Annotated in this window: 20 protein-coding genes; 12 read left to right on the top strand and 8 right to left on the bottom strand. The window is 47.2% G+C overall.

All coding sequences use genetic code 11. The features are described 5' to 3' along the window. Positions 1 to 79 precede the first annotated feature (79 nt). Positions 80 to 952, bottom strand: a complete 873-nt coding sequence (locus tag LN737_RS12930; protein ID WP_405519443.1) for a hypothetical protein — start codon at positions 950 to 952, stop codon at positions 80 to 82. A 270-nt stretch (positions 953 to 1,222) separates the two neighbouring features. Beyond that, entirely contained in the window at positions 1,223 to 1,753 is a 531-nt protein-coding gene (locus LN737_RS12925; RefSeq protein ID WP_405519441.1) for a DUF2911 domain-containing protein, read from the bottom strand. 150 nt (positions 1,754 to 1,903) lie between these two features. On the opposite strand from LN737_RS12925, the gene LN737_RS12920 reads away from it, so the two are divergent. The 8 genes from LN737_RS12920 to LN737_RS12885 all read left to right on the top strand — a co-directional run bounded on the left by LN737_RS12920 (position 1,904) and on the right by LN737_RS12885 (position 11,440). After that, positions 1,904 to 3,724: an acyl-CoA dehydrogenase gene (locus LN737_RS12920; protein WP_405519439.1), complete on the top strand. Its 1,821-nt coding sequence runs from the start codon at positions 1,904 to 1,906 to the stop codon at positions 3,722 to 3,724. Between the two features lie 106 nt (positions 3,725 to 3,830). Then, positions 3,831 to 4,868 carry a YheT family hydrolase gene (locus tag LN737_RS12915; RefSeq protein WP_405519437.1) on the top strand — a complete coding sequence of 346 codons (1,038 nt, stop codon included), beginning with the start codon at positions 3,831 to 3,833 and terminating at the stop codon, positions 4,866 to 4,868. 12 nt (positions 4,869 to 4,880) lie between these two features. Next, entirely contained in the window at positions 4,881 to 5,168 is a 288-nt protein-coding gene (locus tag LN737_RS12910) for a nucleotidyltransferase family protein (RefSeq protein WP_405519435.1), read from the top strand. Continuing rightward, positions 5,161 to 5,499, top strand: coding sequence for a DUF86 domain-containing protein (locus tag LN737_RS12905; RefSeq protein WP_405519434.1), 339 nt, complete (start codon positions 5,161 to 5,163; stop codon positions 5,497 to 5,499). The genes LN737_RS12910 and LN737_RS12905 overlap by 8 nt, the downstream gene beginning before the upstream one ends. A gap of 37 nt (positions 5,500 to 5,536) precedes the next feature. After that, positions 5,537 to 7,456 (top strand): phosphoglycerate dehydrogenase, encoded by a 1,920-nt coding sequence (serA, locus tag LN737_RS12900; protein WP_405519432.1) that lies wholly within the window; start codon positions 5,537 to 5,539, stop codon positions 7,454 to 7,456. 81 nt (positions 7,457 to 7,537) lie between these two features. After that, the gene (locus tag LN737_RS12895) at positions 7,538 to 9,472 is read left to right on the top strand and encodes a hypothetical protein (protein ID WP_405519430.1); all 1,935 of its coding nucleotides are present in this window, start codon (positions 7,538 to 7,540) and stop codon (positions 9,470 to 9,472) included. A 15-nt stretch (positions 9,473 to 9,487) separates the two neighbouring features. Next, positions 9,488 to 10,564: an aminotransferase class V-fold PLP-dependent enzyme gene (locus LN737_RS12890; protein WP_405519428.1), complete on the top strand. Its 1,077-nt coding sequence runs from the start codon at positions 9,488 to 9,490 to the stop codon at positions 10,562 to 10,564. 186 nt (positions 10,565 to 10,750) lie between these two features. Then, positions 10,751 to 11,440, top strand: coding sequence for a hypothetical protein (locus LN737_RS12885; protein WP_405519426.1), 690 nt, complete (start codon positions 10,751 to 10,753; stop codon positions 11,438 to 11,440). 70 nt (positions 11,441 to 11,510) lie between these two features. Here LN737_RS12885 and LN737_RS12880 read toward each other — a convergent pair whose 3' ends face one another. Together LN737_RS12880 and LN737_RS12875 are read right to left on the bottom strand one after the other, a co-directional pair. After that, the gene (locus LN737_RS12880) at positions 11,511 to 12,035 is read right to left on the bottom strand and encodes a DinB family protein (RefSeq protein ID WP_405519425.1); all 525 of its coding nucleotides are present in this window, start codon (positions 12,033 to 12,035) and stop codon (positions 11,511 to 11,513) included. An 80-nt stretch (positions 12,036 to 12,115) separates the two neighbouring features. Then, entirely contained in the window at positions 12,116 to 12,490 is a 375-nt protein-coding gene (locus LN737_RS12875; RefSeq protein WP_405519423.1) for a lasso peptide biosynthesis B2 protein, read from the bottom strand. Positions 12,491 to 12,885: 395 nt separating this feature from the next. Here LN737_RS12875 and LN737_RS12870 point away from each other — a divergent pair, with 395 nt between their 5' ends. The 4 genes from LN737_RS12870 (at position 12,886) to LN737_RS12855 (ending at position 17,188) form a co-directional block, all read left to right on the top strand. Continuing rightward, positions 12,886 to 13,050, top strand: coding sequence for a lasso RiPP family leader peptide-containing protein (locus tag LN737_RS12870; protein WP_405519421.1), 165 nt, complete (start codon positions 12,886 to 12,888; stop codon positions 13,048 to 13,050). Between the two features lie 25 nt (positions 13,051 to 13,075). Continuing rightward, positions 13,076 to 14,977: an asparagine synthase-related protein gene (locus tag LN737_RS12865; protein ID WP_405519419.1), complete on the top strand. Its 1,902-nt coding sequence runs from the start codon at positions 13,076 to 13,078 to the stop codon at positions 14,975 to 14,977. A gap of 385 nt (positions 14,978 to 15,362) precedes the next feature. Further along, the gene (locus tag LN737_RS12860; RefSeq protein WP_405519417.1) at positions 15,363 to 15,818 is read left to right on the top strand and encodes a DUF4920 domain-containing protein; all 456 of its coding nucleotides are present in this window, start codon (positions 15,363 to 15,365) and stop codon (positions 15,816 to 15,818) included. A 92-nt stretch (positions 15,819 to 15,910) separates the two neighbouring features. Then, a complete protein-coding gene (locus LN737_RS12855) occupies positions 15,911 to 17,188 on the top strand; it encodes an amidohydrolase family protein (protein WP_405519415.1) in 1,278 nt (425 codons plus the stop codon). A 61-nt stretch (positions 17,189 to 17,249) separates the two neighbouring features. On the opposite strand, the gene LN737_RS12850 is transcribed toward LN737_RS12855, so the two are convergent. Genes LN737_RS12850 through uxuA form a run of 4 tightly spaced genes read right to left on the bottom strand, consistent with a single transcriptional unit; the run spans position 17,250 to position 21,475 of the window. Further along, entirely contained in the window at positions 17,250 to 18,104 is an 855-nt protein-coding gene (locus LN737_RS12850) for an alpha/beta fold hydrolase (RefSeq protein ID WP_405519413.1), read from the bottom strand. Between the two features lie 9 nt (positions 18,105 to 18,113). Further along, positions 18,114 to 19,538 carry a glucuronate isomerase gene (gene uxaC, locus LN737_RS12845; protein WP_405519411.1) on the bottom strand — a complete coding sequence of 475 codons (1,425 nt, stop codon included), beginning with the start codon at positions 19,536 to 19,538 and terminating at the stop codon, positions 18,114 to 18,116. Positions 19,539 to 19,583: 45 nt separating this feature from the next. Further along, a complete protein-coding gene (locus LN737_RS12840; RefSeq protein ID WP_405519409.1) occupies positions 19,584 to 20,219 on the bottom strand; it encodes a hypothetical protein in 636 nt (211 codons plus the stop codon). A 56-nt stretch (positions 20,220 to 20,275) separates the two neighbouring features. Beyond that, the gene (gene uxuA, locus LN737_RS12835; RefSeq protein WP_405519407.1) at positions 20,276 to 21,475 is read right to left on the bottom strand and encodes a mannonate dehydratase; all 1,200 of its coding nucleotides are present in this window, start codon (positions 21,473 to 21,475) and stop codon (positions 20,276 to 20,278) included. Positions 21,476 to 21,496 lie beyond the last annotated feature (21 nt).

Below are 21,496 nucleotides of genomic sequence, written 5' to 3'. Positions count from 1 at the left end.
ATCATAAACAGACACTTTGTCAACAAAAAAGGTGGCCGTTAGGGCCACCTACTATCTTTTCAAGAATTTTCTTGACTGCCTACAATCTACTCGGCTTAGATCGTCCCTGAACATCCAGTACGTTCGCTGCTTTGCGCCGAATACTAAACGTATAACGTAGCGATGTCCCGTAACTCATGCCTGTTCCTGCGCCCTGTAGTTGAGCCTGCTGAGGAGGTGACTGATTCGCAACGTAACTCACATCCGTAGTTATAGAATTGCTGAGTCCGAAAAACTTACGTACTGAAAAACCCAGTTCCATCTTGCTACTCAGCCGAACATTATACTCAGCGCCCACTTCAGCTAATGTGCTGAGTTGACCATTCACCGATGTATGACCAGCTAATTGAACCGGAATACGTGTTTCGCGCATGTCCAGATAGCGATAACCTGCGATTGAAAAACTACCTTCACGCTTTCCGTTATTCGGGATCGTCCATAAACCGCCACTCAACCAGAAACCCGACCGCAGCCACGGTTTGCTGGTCGAAAGAATCAGCGCTTTCCCACGTAATACAAACGCGCTATGATCGTTCGTGTAGCGAAAACTTAAAGGCGTACTGGCATTTACAACTGATACCTGTGTATGAATCGGCATACGCGCATAACCGGCTTCAACGGCCCAGCGTTCGCGGTACATCCAGCCGACAACAACACTGGCACCTACGGTAGTTACCCGATTGCTTTCAATGAGTCCGTTAAACGAATTATCGAGCTGAGCGCGGTCGGTTCTGACGAAGCCTTCAAGTCCGACGTACCAGCGATTTTGGATGGCTGGTCCACCATAACGCGACAGCAGCCGGTTATACTGATGAACCTGGTCTGGCGCCCGATAATAGTCTGTAAGACCCTGGCTAAAGGAGGGCAATACAGCTAAGCCGAGCAGTATAATCGATAAGTAGTGTTTCATCATATGGTATTGGTTAAAGCGTTTTTACAAATAACGCGATAAACGTTTGTTTGTTAACCACTTATAGTAAATTTATTTCATAGTTTACGTACAAATTTAGGAATCGGTTTTTAAACCATTTCTTATACAAATACTTAGTCGCGGAAAATCTACTAACAATTCCGTAAACAATTGATTAACAACCTATTAAAAAATTAGCCCGATCGTTTAGGATCAGGCTAACAAATTGAATAAACCAGTAAAAAATGCGGCTTAAAGGACCCGATGATTTACTTATCCGTGTTTGGTAACGGGCACCGAAATCGTCATGTTATCCCAGGCGATGGCGATGCTGCTGTTGGCGGGGGTAATGGTCAGTTTCTCGATGGGTGTTTTGGCCATCGAAACCGGCACTTTTATCGTGGCTACGTCGGTCCCTTTGATCTTGTCGTAATCGTAGGCGCCCCATTGGCCAAGGGTGCTATTCAGAATAACACTCCACTCTTTTTCGCCGGGAATTGTGAATAGCGTATACGTACCCGCTTTCACCATTTTGCCGCCAAACATCACGTCATTCTTAAACGTTACCTCCGTAGCTTCGTTGGCACCTGTCCGCCAAACCTTGCCATATTTTTCCAGACTGCTCGATCCTTCAGGACCGAATATAACACGTCCTTTTTTGGAAGGCTGCCCATAAATAACTTTGATGGATTTGTCCGGACTTTCGGCGGTTATCTTTGGACTTGCGGGTGCCTTTTTGTCCTGCGCCTGTACGAGCGATGTCATTGAAAACAAGAGCGCAAATACGAAAAGTAGCTTTTTCATGGGTAAAAGTTAGTTTGTTTTATTCTGTCCTATAAACGATGTAAAGTAAATCATAGTTTATCGACAACCAGCTAACAACCGTCGGGAAAGTCGTATTTTTACCTACCCAACGGTATCGCTATGTACCAAACCTTAATTTAATCGCCCTGTATGGCAAGCACGTATTTCAGCAAACGCAATCTCCAGTTTCTGCTTCACGAAGTATTTAAAGCCGAAGAATTAACCAAATACGATTACTTCAGCGCGCACGACCGCGAGACGTTTAATCTGGCGCTCGACTCGGCTACCTACATTGCCGATACGCTCATGCATCCTTACCTGAAAGAAATTGATAAAAATCAGCCTGAGCTAAAAAATGGGCAGGTAACGGTTCACCCGAAAATTAAAGAGTACCTGAAAGCTATGGGCGAAGCGGGCCTGATTGGCGCAGGGTTTTCTTTCGAAAACGGTGGTCAGCAACTGCCTGAGATGATCAGCTCCTGCATTGGTTTCATCGTAATGGCCGCCAACAATGGCATGATGTATACTGGTCTCACTTCAGGAGCAGCCCATCTTATTACGTCCTTTGGCGCACCGGATTTGATTGACACGTTTGTGCCTAAGCTGCTGGAAGGAACCTGGCAGGGAACTATGGCACTCACGGAGCCACAGGCAGGCTCTTCGTTATCAGACGTAACAACAACAGCAACTCCCCTATCCAATGACGCATCCACGCGGGGAGCCTATAAAATCAAAGGACAGAAAGTATTTATTTCGGCTGGTGACCATGATGCCGCCGAGAATATTATTCACCTGATGCTGGCCCGTATCGATGGAGCGCCAAAAGGCACAAAAGGAATTTCGCTGTTTGTTGTGCCTAAATACCGAATGGATGAGCATGGGTCGTATGTCGACAACGACGTCGTGTCTACGGGCGTTTACCACAAGATGGGCCAAAAAGGCGTTCCGGCCATGCACCTGACCATGGGTTCCAATGATAACACGGTTGGCTATTTGGTGGGTGAGCCACATCAGGGACTGCCCTATATGTTTCAGATGATGAACGAGGCCCGTATTGGGGTCGGAATGACAGCAACGGCTATTGCCACAGCCGCTTACTACGCGGCTTTACAATACGCCAAAGAACGTCCGCAAAGCCGCCGACTGAACGAAAAAAACCACCTGGATGCCCCTCAGACTCCTATCATCAACCACCCCGATGTTCGGCGTATGCTGCTGTTTCAGAAATCCGTGACGGAAGGTTCGTTATCGCTTCTGCTGGAAGCCGCCCGACTTTATGATATCAGCGAAGTAGCCGAAGGCGAGGAGAAAGAAAATGCGTTTCTTCTGCTCGATCTGTTGATGCCCGTTGCGAAATCCTATCCTTCCGAAATGGGTGTTCAATCGGTTAGTCAGAGTGTGCAGACATTTGGTGGCTACGGCTATACGGAAGATTTTCCGGTTGAACAGCTCTACCGCGACATACGTATTACGCCCATTTACGAAGGCACAACGGGCATTCAGGCGCAGGATTTACTGGGTCGCAAGATGACCATGAAAGGCGGGAAAGCCCCTCAACTGCTGTTCGCGGAGATGAACAAAACCATTGCCGAAGCCAGTACGTTCGATGATCTGACGCCCTACGCCAACAAACTCACTGCCGAACTCAACCGAACGCAGGAGGTTGTCAAAAGACTGATGCCGCACGCCCAGAAAGGCGACATCGAACGCTACCTGTCCGACGCTACGTTGTTTCTGGAATTGTTCGGAACGGTTGTGATTGCCTGGCAATGGCTCAAACAGGCCGTTGTGGCGAAACAGGCGCTGTTGACCCAGAATCCGCAGGGCGACGAGCTTGCCTTTTATGAAGGGAAAATTCATACCATGAAATTCTATTTCCATTACGAAGTTCCGAAAACGCTTGGTCTGGCGCAACGGCTCATGGATACGGAAGTGCTGACCATTGTGACGGAAAAAGAGTTGGCCCTGTAAGCTGTTCCAAACAAAAAGGAGTGACAAAACTATGATTTTTAAGGATTGATAAATTTCTAAGCGACAGAACGCTTACCTTTGCGGCTTCAATCGCCCGCGTCTGCTAATGCCGCTGATTGCTCCATCCAATTATGAGCCGCCCACCCGTTTGTGGAATGGCCACCTGCAAACCATTATTCCTTCGTTATTTCGCAAGGTTGAGGTTTCCTACGTCCGCGAACGTATCGAAACCCCCGACGATGATTTTCTGGATCTGGACTGGGCGTTTTCTAATGATGAATTATTAATGAGGAATGATGAATTGGTTGACGTGACTCATCATTCATCATTCCTCATTAATAATTCATCATTGCCATTAGTTATCCTTTCCCACGGCCTCGAAGGTAGCTCCACAAGTTCGTATCTGGCGGGTATGGTACGGCACCTGACGCAGAACGGGTTCAATTGTTTAGCCTGGCACTACCGTTCATGCAGTGGCGAGATGAACCGGCAGGAGCGGTTTTACCACATCGGCGAAACGGGTGATTTGCACTTCGTCATTCAGTATGCACTCAATAAGGGTTATTCTACGCTTTACCTGATGGGCTTTAGCGCGGGCGGCAACGTAACACTGAAATACCTTGGCGAACAGGGAAAAACCATTGACCCGGCTATTAAAAAGGGCGTTGTCTTCTCCGTTCCGCTCGACCTGATGGGCTCAGCCCGGCGGCTTGAACAATGGGATAGCCTGGTTTATAATTACCGATTCAACCGGACGCTTAAGCGAAAAGTCATGCAGAAAGCCGCCGTAATGCCGGGCATTTTTCCGACAGCAGCCGTGAGCAAAGCCCGTAGCATTCGCGAGTTCGATAACCTGTTTACAGCGCCCATGAATGGATTTCGGGACGTAACGGATTATTACACCCGCAGCAGCTCACTGCAATTTATACCAACCATTGCGATTCCAACACTTATCGTCAACGCTAAAAATGATCCATTTCTCTCACCTGAGTGTTTCCCAGATACCTTAGCGCGGGAACTCCCCAACGTATGGATGGAGTTTCCTGAACAGGGTGGCCATTGCGGGTTTCCGTCTAAAAGCGGGGGCATACAGGGAACGTACTGGTCAGAAGAACGGGCACTTAGGTTTTTACTAGGCAGTTAATGAGTAAATACTATGACTGGTCAGCAGATTAAAGGAATTCTTCAGGCAAAAAAAGAGCACCTTTTTAGTACGTATCCATTGGTATCGATGGCTCTATTCGGCTCCTATGCTGATGATACAGCTACTGAAGCCAGTGACGTTGATATTTTAGTAGAATTTAAACACCCTGTTGGATTTGAGTTTATCGACTTATCTATTGAGTTGGAAAACATTCTCCAAAAACCTGTTGATTTAGTTACCCGGCAGGCAATAAAGCCTAAATTGATGCCATACATTATCCATCAATTGCAGTATGTCTAAGCGTTCGGCTTATAGTTTACTCGTAGACATGTTCGAAGCTTTAGAAGCTATTCAGGAATACAGTGCCGGTCTGGATTACGAATCTTTTCGAAGTAACAGACTCGTTCGTGATGCAGTTGTTCGAAATATTCAGGTTTTAGGCGAAGCGGCTAACCGTATTCCAAAAACTTTTCGCGATAAGTACACAACTATCGAATGGATGCGCATAATTCGAACCCGTCATATTTTGGTGCATGATTACTTTGGTCTGGACTACGAAATTATATGGCGAATTATCAGTGTTCATCTTCCACCTCTTCAGCAAACTATAAAAACAGATTTTAGAAAATGAACCGCAGGAGGATGCGGATTTTGAACCAATGTAAATCATGCTCACCAAACAATCGAACGTCGGCACGGCCGAACAAACGTATTACATTATTGATTTCGATAGCACCTTCACCAAGGTTGAAGCGCTTGATGTGCTGGGAGAAATTTCACTCGTTGGTCGCCCTGACCGCGACGACGTACTAGACCAGATCAAAACAATCACTGATCGGGGAATGTCGGGGGAAATTTCCTTTACCGAATCCCTGAATTTACGGTTGAATTTACTGAAAGCGCACCGCGATCAGTTGCCCGCGCTGATCGAAAACCTGATGGGTTCGATTTCCGATTCGTTTCGGCGTAACAAACAGTTTCTGACCGAGCATGCCGAATATATCTATGTTGTCTCGAACGGTTTCAAGGAGTTCATTATCCCCATTGTAACCTCATTGGGCATTCGGGCCGAGAATGTGTTTGCCAATACGTTTGTATTCGACGAAACGGGCGCTATTGTCAGCTTCGACCCCGAAAATCCATTGTCGGCCAATGGCGGCAAATCGCAGGTAATCCGAAATCTGAATCTGGACGGTGAAGTATACGTAATTGGTGATGGCTACACGGATTACGAAATCCGGGCATCGGGCCTGGCGAATCGTTTCTATGCCTTTACCGAGAACGTAATGCGTCCGCGTGTTGTTGAGAAAGCCGACCACGTAGCGCCGTCGCTCGACGAATTTTTATACCATAATAACTTGAGTCGCAGCCAGTCATATCCCAAAAGCCGAATTAAGGTTCTGCTGCTGGAAAATGTACACCCGATAGCGGTCCAGCTTTTTGAGCAGGAAGGTTTTAATGTTGAAATCCGAAAAGGAGCCCTCGACGAAGATGAGCTGATTGAAGCCATCCGCGACGTGTCTATTCTGGGGATTCGCTCGAAAACGAACGTAACGGCGCGTGTGCTGGAGCATGCCAACAAATTGATGACCGTTGGCGCGTTCTGTATTGGCACCAACCAGATTGACCTCGACGCCTGTACAAAAAAAGGTATTGCCGTTTTCAACGCGCCCTATAGCAATACTCGCTCGGTAGTCGAACTAGCTGTTGGCGAGATCATTATGCTGATCCGGAGCATCGTACCGAAAAGCAATTCCATGCATAATGGTGGCTGGGATAAGTCAGCGAAAAATAGCTTTGAGGTGCGCGGCAAGAAACTGGGGCTGGTTGGGTATGGCAACATTGGCACTCAACTGTCGGTAGTGGCCGAAGCCTTGGGAATGGAAGTGTATTTCTACGATATCGTGGATAAACTGGCGCTCGGCAATGCTCGTAAATGCAAATCGCTGGATGAACTGCTGGCCGTAGCTGACATCATCAGTCTGCATACAGACGGACGTAAGGAAAACAAAAACCTGATCAGCTACCGCGAATTCAGCCTGATGAAGAATGGGGTTATTTTCCTCAATCTTTCGCGTGGTCATATTGTTGAGATTCCAGCACTTGTCGATGCGATTGAACGTGGCAAAGTAGCGGGCGCGGGTGTCGATGTATTCCCGCAGGAACCCAAAACCAACAATGAAGAGTTTGTCAGCGCCCTGCGCAATCTGCCTAACGTTATTCTGACTCCCCACATTGGCGGAAGCACCGAAGAAGCGCAGGAAAATATCGGCAATTTTGTACCGGGCAAATTGCTCGAATACATCAACAACGGCAGTACGTATGGCAGCGTGAACTTTCCGGAACTGCAACTCCCCTTGCTGAAAGGGGCGCATCGGCTGCTGCACATACACGCCAACGTACCGGGCATTCTGGCACAGATGAACTCCATTTTCGCCAAATACCATATCAACATTCATGGTCAGTATCTGAAGACCAACGAGCAGATCGGGTATGTGATTACGGACGTTGCCAAAGAGTATGCCGATGAAGTCGTACAGGAGTTGAAAGGCATTGACAATACGATCAAATTCAGATTGCTTTATTAATGAGCGAATGGGTGAATGAGTGAATGAGCGAGTTAAAGTCAGAGTAGCAGGCCGCCCTTCCACCCATTCACTCATTTAATTATGAAAACCACCTATTTTACCTCTTTTCCAACCGAAGCGAAATACTCCCGCTGGCTATCTCCAAGCGTGGTATTTCTGTTTTTTGGCATACTTACCCTGCTGTATGGGTTTTTCTTTCTCCGTAATTTCACCGGCCCACTTGCTGACCTAAACGCTGGCGACATTGATCAGTGGGATTACATGGGGTATTACGTAGCAAAGAATCTGTCGTTTACCCCGCTCCCGCATCTGAACTGGATAAACGATCAGACCTTTTATCCCTACGGCACCAATCACGTTTATCAAGGTTGGGCCTTTGAGCAGAATTTCTGGTATGCCCTCTGCTTTTCGTTTTGGGGAAACGGCCCCTGGCTGAACATCTATTATCTCATCAGCCTGTTCATTCTCAGCGCGGGTACCTATCTTCTGCTTCGAAACGATTACGGTACGTTTCGGGCAACGCTGGCTGGCCTGTTTGTTTCCTTTCTGAATTTTTACGCCCTCAACAAATACCCCGGTCATTATGCGTACGCCATGATTCACTGGACGGTGCTAAGCATGCTGACCGATTTTCTGCTAACACGCCGGGTGGTTTTACGGGAATCGGTGAGTTTACGCTTTTTACTGCTTAAGGGATTGTTGCTAACCCTGTGCCTAGGGCATGATGTTGGCTATATTCTGGGCTTTGCTTTAAGCTCCTTCACCTTAAATTTCCTGTTTGTCGCCGGGGTATTAGGATGGCGATTATTACGTAGTTCGGCGAAAGCAACGGAGCAAATCGGGGACGTTATTGCCAACTGGCAACGGGAGTTCTTAAGCCGACCGTTTATACCTCTGGCTTTAGTACTAGCCATGTTCGTGCTTATCTTTCTGTATGTTCCGTTGCTGCTCGAAGTAGCTCAACAGGCTAATTCGTTTGTGTTTAAAGATCGCTTTGCGGGTGGGCACGGATGGGTGCACCCGCTCCGATTGCTATTACCCTATCTGCCTGGTTTCGATCCGGGCGACGATCCGCTTCATCCGTATTTACAGGATATGCCGGAAGGAAACGGAGCCGGAAGTGCGGGTTGGTTTCTGCTTATTTCTGGAATACTCGGCTTCTGGACTACCCGAAAACCAATCCGATGGGCCTACGTACCAGTTGTGGCTTTTGGTGTCATGCACGCGCTTTACCATCCCATTCAACTACCAATCCTCCAAATTTTCCCCTGGGATCGGTTTAATCGGATTCCTTCCCGTGTCACGATCACATATCCCGTCATTCTCACCATCTTTGCCCTTCACTGGAGCGGTCGGATTCGTCCTATATACGTAGTGGGGCTGGCGCTGATCGGTCTGGTAGAAATCTTTAGCGTATATAGCTTCCGGCGCACACAGGAACCGTATACGTTTTCTGAATCATTTTACCCGTATATGAATCGGATTCGCCAGCAACCGGGTGAGGCTATTTTAGACTGGCCGTTCTGCGTCGTAGGCGGCAATGGCGTTGGTCTGGAGCAGGGATTATGCCCGCTCTACCAACGGACCAATACGTTATATGCCCTTCAGCGTTTCCACGGAAAAAAAACCGTTGGTCAATATTTTGGCCGGTTGAATGTCGTTCAGATTAAACCCTTCCTGCAGGCAGGCTGGTCTACCTTACTCGATCATCCGGATACAGACGATTTCTGGGTAGCTAAAAACCTGACATCCTGCCTCACTGACGAACAGTGGCATTTTTTCGAACAATTTTATCTTTACAATGATTTTGCCGGTATCAATCTTTGCATCGATCTGCTGCCCAAAGCCTGCGTCGAAGATTTCTACAAACATGTCGGTCGGCCCGTAGCCACCACCGAAGTGCCGGGAGCCGGACGTATTGTTTTTATTCCGAAACCCGCTGCCATGCGCCAGAAAGTAAATCGCCAACTGGGTCAATCGGTTCGGTTTCCCTGCGGCTGCCCAGTCAATCCCTAATTTTATTTGATTATTATGCCCCAAACGTACTTTACTCCCGGTCCAGCTGAACTCTACCCGACTTTTCATCAGCATTTGCAACGCGCAATGGATGAGCAGATTGGCTCAATTTCACACCGAAGTCAACGCTTTCGGGACATTTATAAGTTTGCCGATGAGCAGTTACGAACCTTGCTGTCAATCCCGAAAACTCACGGTATTTTCTTTACGGGTTCAGCGTCGGAAGTATGGGAGCGCGTACTGCTCAACTGCGTAGAGCACGAAAGTTTCCACCTTGTCAATGGGTCATTCTCGCAAAAATTCTTCGACTACGCCGGGGCTTTACGTAAACACGCGCACCTACTGGAAAAACCTTTTGGCGAAGGTTTCGATGCAGCCGAAATAGACGTACCGGAATACGCCGAACTGGTTTGTCTGACCCACAACGAAACTTCATCGGGCGTGCAGATGCGACCAGCTGAAATGCATAAGCTCAAGCGAAAATATCCGAACAAGCTCTTTTGCGTCGATACGGTATCGTCGGCTCCCTACCCTGACCTCGACTTCAGCCTGATCGATTCTGCGTTTTTCTCGGTTCAGAAAGCGTTTGGTATGCCAGCTGGTTTGGGCGTCTGGATTTCGAGCGAGAGCTGTTTGCAAAAGGCCGAATATTTGTTGCAAAACGATACGTTGACGATTGGCGCGCATCATACGCTCCCAACGCTCTGGAAGCATTATAGAACCTACGAAACGCCCGCTACGCCAAACGTCCTGTACATTTATCTGCTCGGGAAAATCGCCGAGGACTTCAATCGAATTGGTATTGATAACCTGCGGAGGCAAACAGAGGAAAAAGCCCGAATGCTTTACAAATTTCTGGACAGTTCTGACGCGTATGAGCCATTTGTAAAACAGGAACGGCATCGGTCACAAACGGTTATTGTTGCAACCACAAAGAAGCCAGCCGCCGAGGTCATTGCAACGGCTAAAGCAGCCAATATGATTGTGGGTAGCGGCTACGGGAAATTTAAGGAATCACAGATCAGAATTGCCAACTTTCCGGCGGTATCTGCCGAGCAGGTAGCCAACCTGATTGATCAGTTGAAAAAATAACCGTCGAAGGTTACCGGGCAAGTAAGCCAATTACCCTGACAAACCAGCCCCTAATCCAACGCCTTTCCGATTATCGGAAAGGCGTTTTTTTATGAATCTATTCTCATACTAAACCCTTTTTAAACAAACCTTATGATACCGCAAGAGTTAATAGGACAAAGCTTTTAGGGTTTTAACTCAACGATCATGAAAACATTACTTACATCTATAACTTTACTAATGGGCTTTGCGTTAGCGGGCCAGGCGCAGAACGGTGCCGACTCAACTGACCGTTCCAAACCACTCATCAACGAGAATACGAAACAGGAGATTCGGCAGAAAGCAGGTCAGGCTAGCGAGAAAATAGAAGAAGAGGTTGATAAATCAATTAGCTATCAGCAGGCGCACCAACTGAACTGGTTTGAACCCGGCAATATTTTCGGCGGGGTGAGCCTGGGCATGGGCACTACCAATGGACAGGTCTATTTAGGTACAAATCTGCGGGCAGGCTATTTCTTTCAACCTGGTTTTGCGGCAGGTTTACGCTATGATGTTGATCGGCTGATTGGCAACAAATACCACTCGCGTCAGTTTGGCGCTTTTGCCCGATATTATCCGTTCCGGACACGTATCAGCAGTTTCATTGGTGCGAGCCTAAACAGTGGCCGGGAGTTTTCGAATAATATATCCGCTGAAACGAAAGCGAAATACACAAGTGTTGGCCTTGAAATTGGCGTAATGGCCTGGATTCTCCACCGCTTAGGTGCCGAAATATCGTACGAAAGCAGTTTTTACAACAAGCTTGACCCCACCGTCAGCCGCGGCAAAGGTGGTCGCCTGAAAGTTGGCGTAAATTATTACTTCGGGCGGGTAGGCGGTAATCGGAACCGACGTTAAAAAAAAACGGCCTGAATCTTGCCTAAGCAGGTGTAAAACGTTCAATAGCTACATTATCTATCGTCACACCTTAAAATTTTGGTAACAATCGCAGATGGTGGTGGGTATGGGCACTTGTAAAGTGCAGCATTTCGCGGACGGTTAATTTGCCAAAAGCCGGGTGGGGCACCATATACGTATCCAGGTCCAGTTCGGACCAGGTTCCTATCAGCTTTATTAAGGTCTGATACTCCTGAGTAAACCGCTCAAGAATAGCGTTTTTATCTGCATTCATATCTTCCGGCCGGGGCGTAAATGCAGCTGGAGCTTTTACGCCCGTCGCTAGAATTTGCACATACGTAGTGGCCAGTTCCTCGTATGCTCTTGACGGCGCATCCGCTTTGCCCCACTGAAGCAATACGTCGCGCGGGCCACTCATTAACTTGACCAACGGCCGAGCCGACAGGTAAAGATGCTGTATAACATCGGCTACTGACCATTTTCCGTCAGGCTGATAATGAAATTGCTCCTCCGATGATCGTTTTGTTACGTCAACAAAGGCTTGACATCCGGCTATCAATCGCAGTTGTTCTTTTGTTAAGCTTACCGTTTCCATGAATACGATTGGCTGATTCGTTGTCAATTGTTATTGCCATTTCCAGAGCGGCTGAAAATGAATATCGGGTGTATCCCCGATCAAAATCCTACCTTTTTTTCAACCCAGGCGTGGGCACTAAACCCATTATTTTTATCAACGCCAATAACAATTTCGGCCAGTCTATCTCTTCGCAAGAGATATTTGAGCGCCAACGCCTGCGGCAGGCAAACGGCAGACAGTGAACCACTAACGCGCCCAATGGCCCATACGTAGCGCCCAATAAGTAGATCTGAAACATCGACAACCGATGCTGGTTGCAGAAAATATGTATATACCTGTCTGAACCGCTGAAAAGAGAGCATTTTCAATCCAATTCGTACGAGCAAAACAACCCAAAAGGCCAATAGTACGTCCTTTTTTTGCCCAAACGAGTAAGAGCCGAATTTTTCAATCCTTCGCAACCAGTTCTTCATTAGCTATTTCAGCCTTCATTTTGAACTCAAACGCATTTCATTAACGTAGCGTTCTTCGTGCTGCTAACGATCAACAGCGACTTTACAAAAAAGGAGATCGAGGCAATCGCGCCAGCCAGTTTCTCGGCAACAAATTTTACGAGCAATCAGTCAGAATAAAACCTATATAAATTTGTGTTATTATAAGAAACCCAATTTTTATTTTGCAGAAAATGGTTTACCTCAAAAGAAAAAACGATGCAAAATTTATTCTTTTCGTAAAAATAGTATCTTTGTTTGGAATACTTAGACATATGATCGATACTACAACTGGTTTAGGTATCCGAGTGAATTACTGAAAAAATAATGAGACTTTCGAAAAAAGGGTAGGTCTAAACGTTTCAACAGCATAAGTTATGAAGGAATACAACGACGAACATACTACCGAAACACAGGATAGTGTGGCCAAGAAAACGTATAAGTCTCCCCAGCTCACAAAACATGGAAACGTAAAGAATTTAACGCTGGGCGTAGGAAGCGTAAATTTTGATGAGGGGTCTATAATACCAGATCTGGATTAAGAATAAATTGGCGGACGTTTTTTGGATGAAACAAGGTATCCAATTATTCACCAATCAAAAAAAATCGTTTGTATTCTGTGATTATAACTGGCAGATAAGCAATTCCAATGACGGAAAAATTCCTAATGTAGACGTTTATTTCAAACAGTACAATGGTATTTATCTATGGGAATGCGGCTTCAATACAGGTGATAAATTAGCGCAAGCTTATCAAGTTTATGGCGAAGAATTCCCTGAGCATGTTAGGCCAGGGGATTCTTCGTTTGTTTTATACGACTCAACAAAAGAAATCATCGTAGCCGCCCGCGATTTCATGGGCAATTATCCACTCTATTACTACACTTCGGCTACTAAACCTGGTTTCTTTATTTTTTCCTTTTCCATAAATGCCTTGCTAGAGTCAAAACTAATTGATGTCGGCATTAATTATGCAAAGGTTATTGAATACATAGATTGTAATTTATACACCCCGCCTACTAATTATACATTTTATCAGTCGATCTATCGGATTTTACCAGCATACATTCTACGTATCAACCAAGGCAAAATAGAAAAACTAAAACGATACGGTACATTCGATTTAACGAAATATCAGTCGTTTACTGACGGTGAATTTATCGATCAGTTTCGAAATCTTTTTATTAAGTCGGTAAAAAAACAGACTGACGCCTATAAAAAAGTGGCGGCTTCATTGAGTGGAGGCCTTGATTCATCATCCGTATGCAGCGTGGCGCAATCGCTAAAAGATCAGCCAATCTATACCTTTAATTTTAAACCGGATCGCCCTGAAGCACAGGAAGATGATTACATAGATGCCGTTGTTAACAAAAGCCAGACCATTCATCGTACCATTCAGCCAAGTTATTCGGGATATGATGCCATAAAAAAAATAACTGAATTGAATGGACAACCCTTTTTCGTGCTGAATCATACGATTCAATTAGATAATATTGAGGCAGCAAAGCAGCAGGGGTGTGACGTTTTTTTATCCGGCCATTGGGGCGATCAGGTAGTTGGATACGGCACTGAGTATATTGATGAACTAGCCGATAATGAAAACTGGAAAGCCCTAAAAAAAGCAATAGAACAATACGATCAAACTCCTTCAACTGACCAACAACTCCTCCATTTCAGTTCATCTGAAAAGCAGCTCAAAACACGTAGAGTCAGAGCAATCAGGATCTTGTGGACTAAAATAAAAACAAAAAAGCAATGGAATAAAGTGATACCTCACCTCTGGGCTCTGTCAAGTTATTTTGATTGCACAGTGGCTGATTTCCTGACGATAGCGTGGCAACGTATAACTACAGAAAAGCAACTTAAAAAACCTGAAATAAAAGCTTTTATTAATCCGGAATTGCTTGCCGAAGCTCAGAAAATTACCTGGGAACAACCCGCCGAAACTCTAGATATCAAGACAACCATAACTGGTCCGGCTTCTCAGGCACAAAAGCGGCATTTGGCTATTATTTTTAAAGGAAATCAGACATATGGACAGGAGGAGTTTTTTGAAGTTTATCGGCAAAATTCACTTCGCTCAGCTCAACCATTTTTTGATGCTGAACTGCTGGAACTTTGTCTAAACGTGCCGTCACGGATTAAGTTTGATGAAGGTAGAAACCGTGGTACGCTCCGGAAAGCCTTAAAAGATTACCTGCCTGAGCTGGTAGCTAACCGGGTGTCGAAGGCGATATTCACCAACCACTACGTTACGTTGTTTAAGGACCTCTGGAAAGAATTTGATGCGAATACGCCCGATAATCACCCTATCTGGAAGATTGTCAGCAAGGACGTTTTCATCAGAAATGTAAATATTGTGCTGGATGATCGGCATTATTCCAGCAGTAGACATATGGCCATGCCAACGGTTATGCGAATTATGAACCTGGCTGTCTGGCTAGACTATCTGGATCAATTGAAAAAATAACGTCTTACTCATACGATTTACCCCCAACTAACCGTATTCACTTCAAAATTAAGGCCAAACCCGATTTTAGAAGCATTATTGTCGAAACGGTTCGATTTACTTCAATACGCTACGGCTCCTGGGTGATGTCGGTTTCTCAAAACTGACACTTGGCCTCAACAACCTGTGTCGGTTTCTCAAAACCGACACCACCCAGGAGCCGATACCCACGTAGCAGATTGAGCCGACACCAGTAAATGCCAGTCGTTTTCCGAATCCAATCGATCTGTAAACATTCTGCACAATACTAGTTTTAGAATCCGCCGAAATGAGTATTTTTGATACAACTAAATCGTCTGGAATCCTCTGATCTTTATCTGGTTTTCTTTCAAATTCTTCAATACATATGAAAACGTTCCTGCTTATCGGTTTTCTTGTAGCGGCCTCATCTGGTGCGTTTGCTCAACAGGAAATTAGCTATCATGGCAAAAAAATTACAGACAAAGGTGCGATTCCCGCTACGCAATTAGCGGCCAAAATGGGAGAAAAAAGCGAGATGCCCGCCAAAGTTGAAGGCACCGTAGAATCGGTATGCAAAATGAAAGGGTGCTGGATGAGTGTTAAAACCGGCGATGGCAAAACCATGCGCGTTACGTTTAAAGACTACGGTTTCTTTGTCCCGAAAGATATTGTCGGAAAAACGGTTGTAGTAGAAGGAACGGCCGAAAGTTCGACTACACCTGTAGCCGATCTGCGTCACTACGCACAGGATGCCGGAAAACCGAAAGAAGAAATTGAGAAAATTACCCAACCCGAAAAAGAATTAACGTTTGTGGCCGATGGCGTGATTGTGAAACGATGATGTATTAATGTTATAAAAACGAGTATAAAACTGTATTTTGAAGGCCGTAACTATCTGTTATGGCCTTTTTTGTACCCAACCAACAATCATTTATGAAAAAACTATACTTACTGGCCGGATTATCGCTGCTGGCTACATCGCTCTTTGCCCAACGAACCCTCATTCACTGCGGAAATCTGTTCGACGGCGTTGGCAACAGTCTCCAGCCACAAATGACCATCGTTGTTGAAGGCAATAAAATTACGGCCTTACAGAAAGGGTATACGGCACCGAGTGGGCAGGATCAGGTAGTGGACCTGAAATCGAAAACCGTTTTACCCGGCCTGATTGATATGCACGTTCACCTTGAGAGCCAGACCCGCCGGGGCGGGGCTATCGACGGCTTCACAAGCAATCCGGCTGACGTAGCTTATCGGGCAGCCCGCTATGCCAAAACAACGCTGCTGGCCGGGTTTACGACTGTTCGCGACCTCGGCGGCTCGGGCATCAACGTTTCGTTACGTAACGCCATCAATGCCGGGTTGGTGGAAGGACCGCGTGTGCTAACGGTTGGGAAATCCATTGCCACAACGGGCGGACATGCCGACCCAACCAATGGCTACCGCAAAGATTTGATGGGCGATCCCGGCCCCGAAGATGGGGTTATCAATAGCCCGTCAGACGCTCGCAAAGCTGTTCGGCAACGGTATAAGGATGGAGCCGATCTGATCAAAATTACGGCGACGGGTGGCGTACTGAGTAATGCAAAAGATGGCTCAGGTCCCCAGTTTACCGAAGAAGAAGTCAAAGCGGTTGTCGATGCGGCAAAGGATTATGGATTTACCGTAGCTGCGCACGCTCATGGCGCTGAGGGAATGAAACGGGCCATTCGGGCGGGTGTTCAGACTATCGAGCACGGTACGTATATGGATGATGAAGCCATCGAGCTTTTTAAAAAATACGGTACTTATTACGTCCCGACGATCATAGCCGGAAAAACGGTTGCCGATTCGGCCCGGCACTTTGGTTATTATCCGCCACTGGTGGTTCCGAAAGCATTGGCGACCGGACCCAAAATTCAGGCTACCTTCGGGAAAGCGTATAAAGCGGGTGTAAAAATTGCCTTTGGTACCGATGCGGGTGTATTCATCCACGGCTATAACGCCAAGGAATTCGAGTACATGGTTGAAGCAGGGATGCCTCCCATTGAAGCCATCAAATCAGCGTTGATGACCAATGCAAAACTATTGGGCATGGACGCTCAGATTGGCTCGATTGCAGCGGGAAAATTTGCCGACATTATTGCCGTTGGCGAGAATCCGATCCAGAATATCAAAGCTCTACAAACTGTTCAGTTCGTCATGAAAGACGGCAAAGTGTATAAGCAATAGAGGGATTAGGGAAAAGGAGAAGGGATTAAAGGAGTTAATACTGAATTAATACCATTCTCCTTTAATCCCTTTTCCCTTCTCCCACTATTAATTCATTTACCCGTTGGGCCTCTTCATGTTGAACCCAGTGCGTAGCGTTTTCAAAAAAGACGGCACGTCCATTGTCGCAAAGATCAAGACTTGGTTGTACCATTTTCCGCTTCAGAAACGCATCGCGGACGCCCCAAATGATAAGGGTCGGAACGGTAATTCGAACAGACGAACGGCGGGAAGGTGGCTGCTGTAAGGCTGCCCGATACCAATTAATCATGGCGGTAAACGCTCCCACCTGAGACCAGGCTGCTCTATATTCCTGTAATTCAGCGTCTGTAAACGTACCCGGCCGACTGCTTTTACGTAGTGTTTGCACGAGCATCGCCCAATTTCCTAATCGAGACACCGTTTCTGGCAGCCAAGGCAACTGAAAAAAGCCGATATACCAGCTTCGTAGCATTTGCCCGAAATTTTGTCGGGCGTATTGTTTCATTGCCATTGGATGAGGTACATTAAGTACAACCAGCCGCTCAATACGTTCCGGGTACCGAACGGCCGTCCACCAGGCCACGGCGGCTCCCCAATCGTGCCCCACCACAACGGCTTTTTGCCGGCCTGCGGCATCAATTAGCCCAACTACATCAGCTGCCAACGTATCAATACCATACGTGCCGATACCTTTTGGTTTTTCGCTCAGATTGTAGCCTCGCTGATCGGGTGCCCATACCCAAAAACCAGCTTCGGCTAACGTATCAATCTGGTGTCGCCAACCGTACCAGAACTCCGGGAATCCATGCAATAAAATGATTAGCGGCCCATCAATCGGACCAGCCTGAACGACGTGCAGCCTAACCCCATTGGTATCGACAAACGTATGCGTCATGAACCGGGATCAGAACCCAAAATAGCGTTCCGCATTCCGGTAGCAAATGTCCTGCACGATCTGGCCAACCCAATCGATATCGTTTGGCAATTCGCCATTTTCAATATCGTTGCCAAAGAGATTGCACAGAATCCGCCGGAAATACTCATGGCGGCTGTAAGAAACAAAGCTCCTTGAATCCGTTAGCATACCGACAAACGAACTGACTAAACCCATGTTCGACAGGGCGTTCAATTGCTTTTCCATACCATCTTTCTGGTCGAGAAACCACCAGCCTGAGCCAAACTGTACTTTACCACGTACTGAGCCATCGTTGAAATTGCCGATCATGGTGGCCATCACTTCATTGTCGGCCGGATTCAGGTTATACAGAATGGTTTTAGTCAATTTATTGCGGTCGTCCAATCCACCCAAGAAGCGGGAAAGGGAAGCGGCCTGCGGAAAATCGCCGATGCTGTCCCAGCCTGTATCCGGGCCAAGTTCGCGGAGCCGCCGGATGTTGTTGTTACGTAGTGCTCCGAGGTGAAACTGCTGCGTCCAGCCTTTTTCGTGATCCCACTCGGCAAACTGCACCAGCATAAACGATTTGAATTTTCGGATATCCGCCGGGCTCAGAACACTGGCGCCTTCCTGCCAGTCCAGCAGCAGATTCTTAAAGATGGTTTCGATTTCACTTTCAACATAGGAATCGGCATAAACCATTTCCAGACCATGATCAGACAGTCGACAGCCCATCTCCGCAAAATAATCGTGCCGGGATTTGAGCGCATCGAGATAATGAGCCAGGGTGCGAATTTCACGGTTTGTTACCTCCGTTACCTTTTGCACATAAGCCCGAAAAGCAATAGGATCGTCGGCCGCCATAGCCTTGTCGGGACGAAAAGCGGGCAATACTTTAACACTGAAATTACTTTTCGCAATTGCCCGATGGTGCTCCAGCGAATCCAGCGGATCATCCGTTGTGCAGACTACCCGAACGTCAAAATGCTTGAGTAGCTCGCGGGCCGACAGATGCGGCAGTTGTTCATTGCAGGCATCGTAGACTGACCGGGCCGTAGCCGGACTCAGTACGTCGGTTATGCCGAATGGATTTTTCAGTTCCAGATGTGTCCAGTGATACAGCGGGTTACGTAGTGTGTAGGGAACCGTTTCAGCCCATTTCTCAAATTTCTCCCAGTCGCTGGCGTCGCCGGTACAATACCGCTCATCAATTCCATGGGTGCGCATAGCCCGCCATTTGTAATGATCACCGTATAGCCAGAGTTGCGTTATCGTATCGTAGTGTTTATCAGCTGCAATCTGATCGGGCGGCAGATGACAGTGATAATCAATGATCGGCATGGGCCGTGCGTAATCATGATAAAGCCGACGAGCCGTTTCGGTTTGAAGCAGAAAATCGTCGGACAGGAACGTGGGAGCAACAAGAGTATTCATGGATGATAAAAGCAAAAGCCGGAAATTTTCTCCCGGCTTTTGCTTTTATTTTTTTGATACTGATACTAAGTCATCGGGTACAAATTGACAGCCCGGCAGTACGTCAACGGCATGATTCCAATCCCGGATAAGCCAGTCTTTCCCGGCCTCAGCAATCCAGACTTTCCGGGATTTAGTAAATAACCAGATCACTTTCTCGACGCCGAACTCAAGAAGTTTGGTTGTTTTCTGTTCGTAGTAATCAAAGGCAGAGTCATATTGATCCATGTCAGCTTTTGTATCTATTTCGATTGCCGCTTTTGGCGGTACCCAGGCGTATTTTGTTTCATCCTGGCCTTCCAACGTTTTCAACTCAAAAATAGCTACGTCACAGGCTCGCCAATCGCCTTTCTTAAACTGAATACCTAATTCATTTCCCAAGACGTCATACACGCCTAAGTCTAACACTGACAATAGGTAAGCGGATAAACGAACTACCAACCGACTTTGCAAAATACTCGAACTCATGACCTGTTCAACCGTTTTTGTACCCTTCAATACGTCTTCATAACCAGCATAATACACTGGCTTTCCGTCCCACATTTCGTAGACAAGCGACTTGAGTAATCGGGCACGTTCGGCACGACGCTGTTTTTGTTCAGGAGTAAGAGGAGGGCGTTTCGGCTTATTGATCGCTTCCATAACTGCGCAGTTTGCTACTGCAAGATAACTAAATTCCGCAAAATCGTTATGCGAACCTAACGCTCTGTCGACAGCCCAAGCATGAGGCCCCGAAGTTCGGCCAGGCCACGCAATCGTCCGATGGCTGTATAGCCCGGATTCGTTCGTTTGCCAGAAGTCAGGTCGTCGAGCATACGATGGCCGTGATCAGGGCGGAACGGCATCCGTAAGTCGGTTCTTCCTTCGGCTTCCCGCCGTTTCTGCTCCTTTAGCAGAGCCAGCATAACACCGGGCATCGGTACGTCGCCTTCGAGGTGGTTGGCTTCCTGAAAACTTCCCCGTTCGAAATAATCGTTGGCATCGCGTTGCGTACTACGTAAGTGCACAAAGTGGATCTTCGGCCCTAACCGCTCAGCCATGCCAGCCAGGTCATTATCTGGTCGAACGCCATAGGAACCCGTACAGAAGCAAACACCATTGGCAGGCGATTCGGCTGCGGCCAGCAACGCGCGCGCATCGGCTTCGGTACTGACCACGCGCGGTAACCCAAGAATCGGGTACGGCGGATCATCGGGATGGATTGCCAGCCGAACGCCAACCGACTCCGCTACGGGCACAATCTCGCGCAGGAAAGCGTATAGATTCTGACGCAGTTCCCGGTCACCAACGTCGGCATACGTAGCGAGCGCATCCCGAAACCGTTCGACCGTATAACTTTCTTCGGAACCCGGTAAACCGGCGATAATGGTACGGGTAAGGCGCTTTACGTCGGCTTCGCTCATCGAATCAAGCTTCGCCTTCGCCCGCTGTTTCTGGTCGTCATTGTAGAGGTATTCGGCGCCGGGCCGACGTAAAATATACAATTCAAAAGCCGCAAACTCGGTGGCGTCGAACCGAAGGCCCGTTGAGCCATCAGGCATGAGGTAATCCAGGTCCGTTCGGGTCCAGTCGAGTACGGGCATAAAATTGTAACAGACCGTATCGATGCCCACGTGGGCCAGATTGACGATAGACTCCTTGTAGTTTTCGATAAACTGCTGAAAATTACCGGTACGGGTCTTGATCGATTCGTGAACCGGAATACTTTCGACAACCGACCACGTTAGTTGGTTCCCCTCGATAAACACTTTGCGCGTTTCAATTTCATGACGCGGCCATACCTGACCATTGGGAATATGGTGCAGAGCGGTTACGATGCCTGTAGCACCTGCCTGTCGGACATCATTAAGCGATACGGGGTCGTTGGGGCCAAACCAACGCCAGGTTTGTTCAAGCATATTAAGTCGGTAGTCGATGGA

This window comes from Spirosoma sp. KNUC1025, from assembly GCF_045160025.1.
GTDB lineage: Bacteria > Bacteroidota > Bacteroidia > Cytophagales > Spirosomataceae > Spirosoma.
This window is presented reverse-complemented; position numbering and strand designations above follow the sequence as displayed.

What these genes read in the sequence shown, in the direction of transcription:
- uxaC (WP_405519411.1), bottom strand. Translation starts at nt 19,538, where the DNA reads ATGAATACTCTTGTTGCTCCCACGTTCCTGTCCGACGATTTTCTGCTT.
- LN737_RS12870 (WP_405519421.1), top strand. Translation starts at nt 12,886, where the DNA reads ATGAAGGAATACAACGACGAACATACTACCGAAACACAGGATAGTGTG.
- serA (WP_405519432.1), top strand. Translation starts at nt 5,537, where the DNA reads ATGCTCACCAAACAATCGAACGTCGGCACGGCCGAACAAACGTATTAC.
- LN737_RS12880 (WP_405519425.1), bottom strand. Translation starts at nt 12,035, where the DNA reads ATGGAAACGGTAAGCTTAACAAAAGAACAACTGCGATTGATAGCCGGA.
- LN737_RS12865 (WP_405519419.1), top strand. Translation starts at nt 13,076, where the DNA reads ATGAAACAAGGTATCCAATTATTCACCAATCAAAAAAAATCGTTTGTA.
- LN737_RS12890 (WP_405519428.1), top strand. Translation starts at nt 9,488, where the DNA reads ATGCCCCAAACGTACTTTACTCCCGGTCCAGCTGAACTCTACCCGACT.
- LN737_RS12915 (WP_405519437.1), top strand. Translation starts at nt 3,831, where the DNA reads ATGCCGCTGATTGCTCCATCCAATTATGAGCCGCCCACCCGTTTGTGG.
- LN737_RS12910 (WP_405519435.1), top strand. Translation starts at nt 4,881, where the DNA reads ATGACTGGTCAGCAGATTAAAGGAATTCTTCAGGCAAAAAAAGAGCAC.
- LN737_RS12885 (WP_405519426.1), top strand. Translation starts at nt 10,751, where the DNA reads ATGAAAACATTACTTACATCTATAACTTTACTAATGGGCTTTGCGTTA.
- uxuA (WP_405519407.1), bottom strand. Translation starts at nt 21,475, where the DNA reads ATGCTTGAACAAACCTGGCGTTGGTTTGGCCCCAACGACCCCGTATCG.
- LN737_RS12905 (WP_405519434.1), top strand. Translation starts at nt 5,161, where the DNA reads ATGTCTAAGCGTTCGGCTTATAGTTTACTCGTAGACATGTTCGAAGCT.
- LN737_RS12920 (WP_405519439.1), top strand. Translation starts at nt 1,904, where the DNA reads ATGGCAAGCACGTATTTCAGCAAACGCAATCTCCAGTTTCTGCTTCAC.
- LN737_RS12855 (WP_405519415.1), top strand. Translation starts at nt 15,911, where the DNA reads ATGAAAAAACTATACTTACTGGCCGGATTATCGCTGCTGGCTACATCG.
- LN737_RS12925 (WP_405519441.1), bottom strand. Translation starts at nt 1,753, where the DNA reads ATGAAAAAGCTACTTTTCGTATTTGCGCTCTTGTTTTCAATGACATCG.
- LN737_RS12875 (WP_405519423.1), bottom strand. Translation starts at nt 12,490, where the DNA reads ATGAAGAACTGGTTGCGAAGGATTGAAAAATTCGGCTCTTACTCGTTT.
- LN737_RS12860 (WP_405519417.1), top strand. Translation starts at nt 15,363, where the DNA reads ATGAAAACGTTCCTGCTTATCGGTTTTCTTGTAGCGGCCTCATCTGGT.
- LN737_RS12850 (WP_405519413.1), bottom strand. Translation starts at nt 18,104, where the DNA reads ATGACGCATACGTTTGTCGATACCAATGGGGTTAGGCTGCACGTCGTT.
- LN737_RS12895 (WP_405519430.1), top strand. Translation starts at nt 7,538, where the DNA reads ATGAAAACCACCTATTTTACCTCTTTTCCAACCGAAGCGAAATACTCC.
- LN737_RS12930 (WP_405519443.1), bottom strand. Translation starts at nt 952, where the DNA reads ATGATGAAACACTACTTATCGATTATACTGCTCGGCTTAGCTGTATTG.
- LN737_RS12840 (WP_405519409.1), bottom strand. Translation starts at nt 20,219, where the DNA reads ATGGAAGCGATCAATAAGCCGAAACGCCCTCCTCTTACTCCTGAACAA.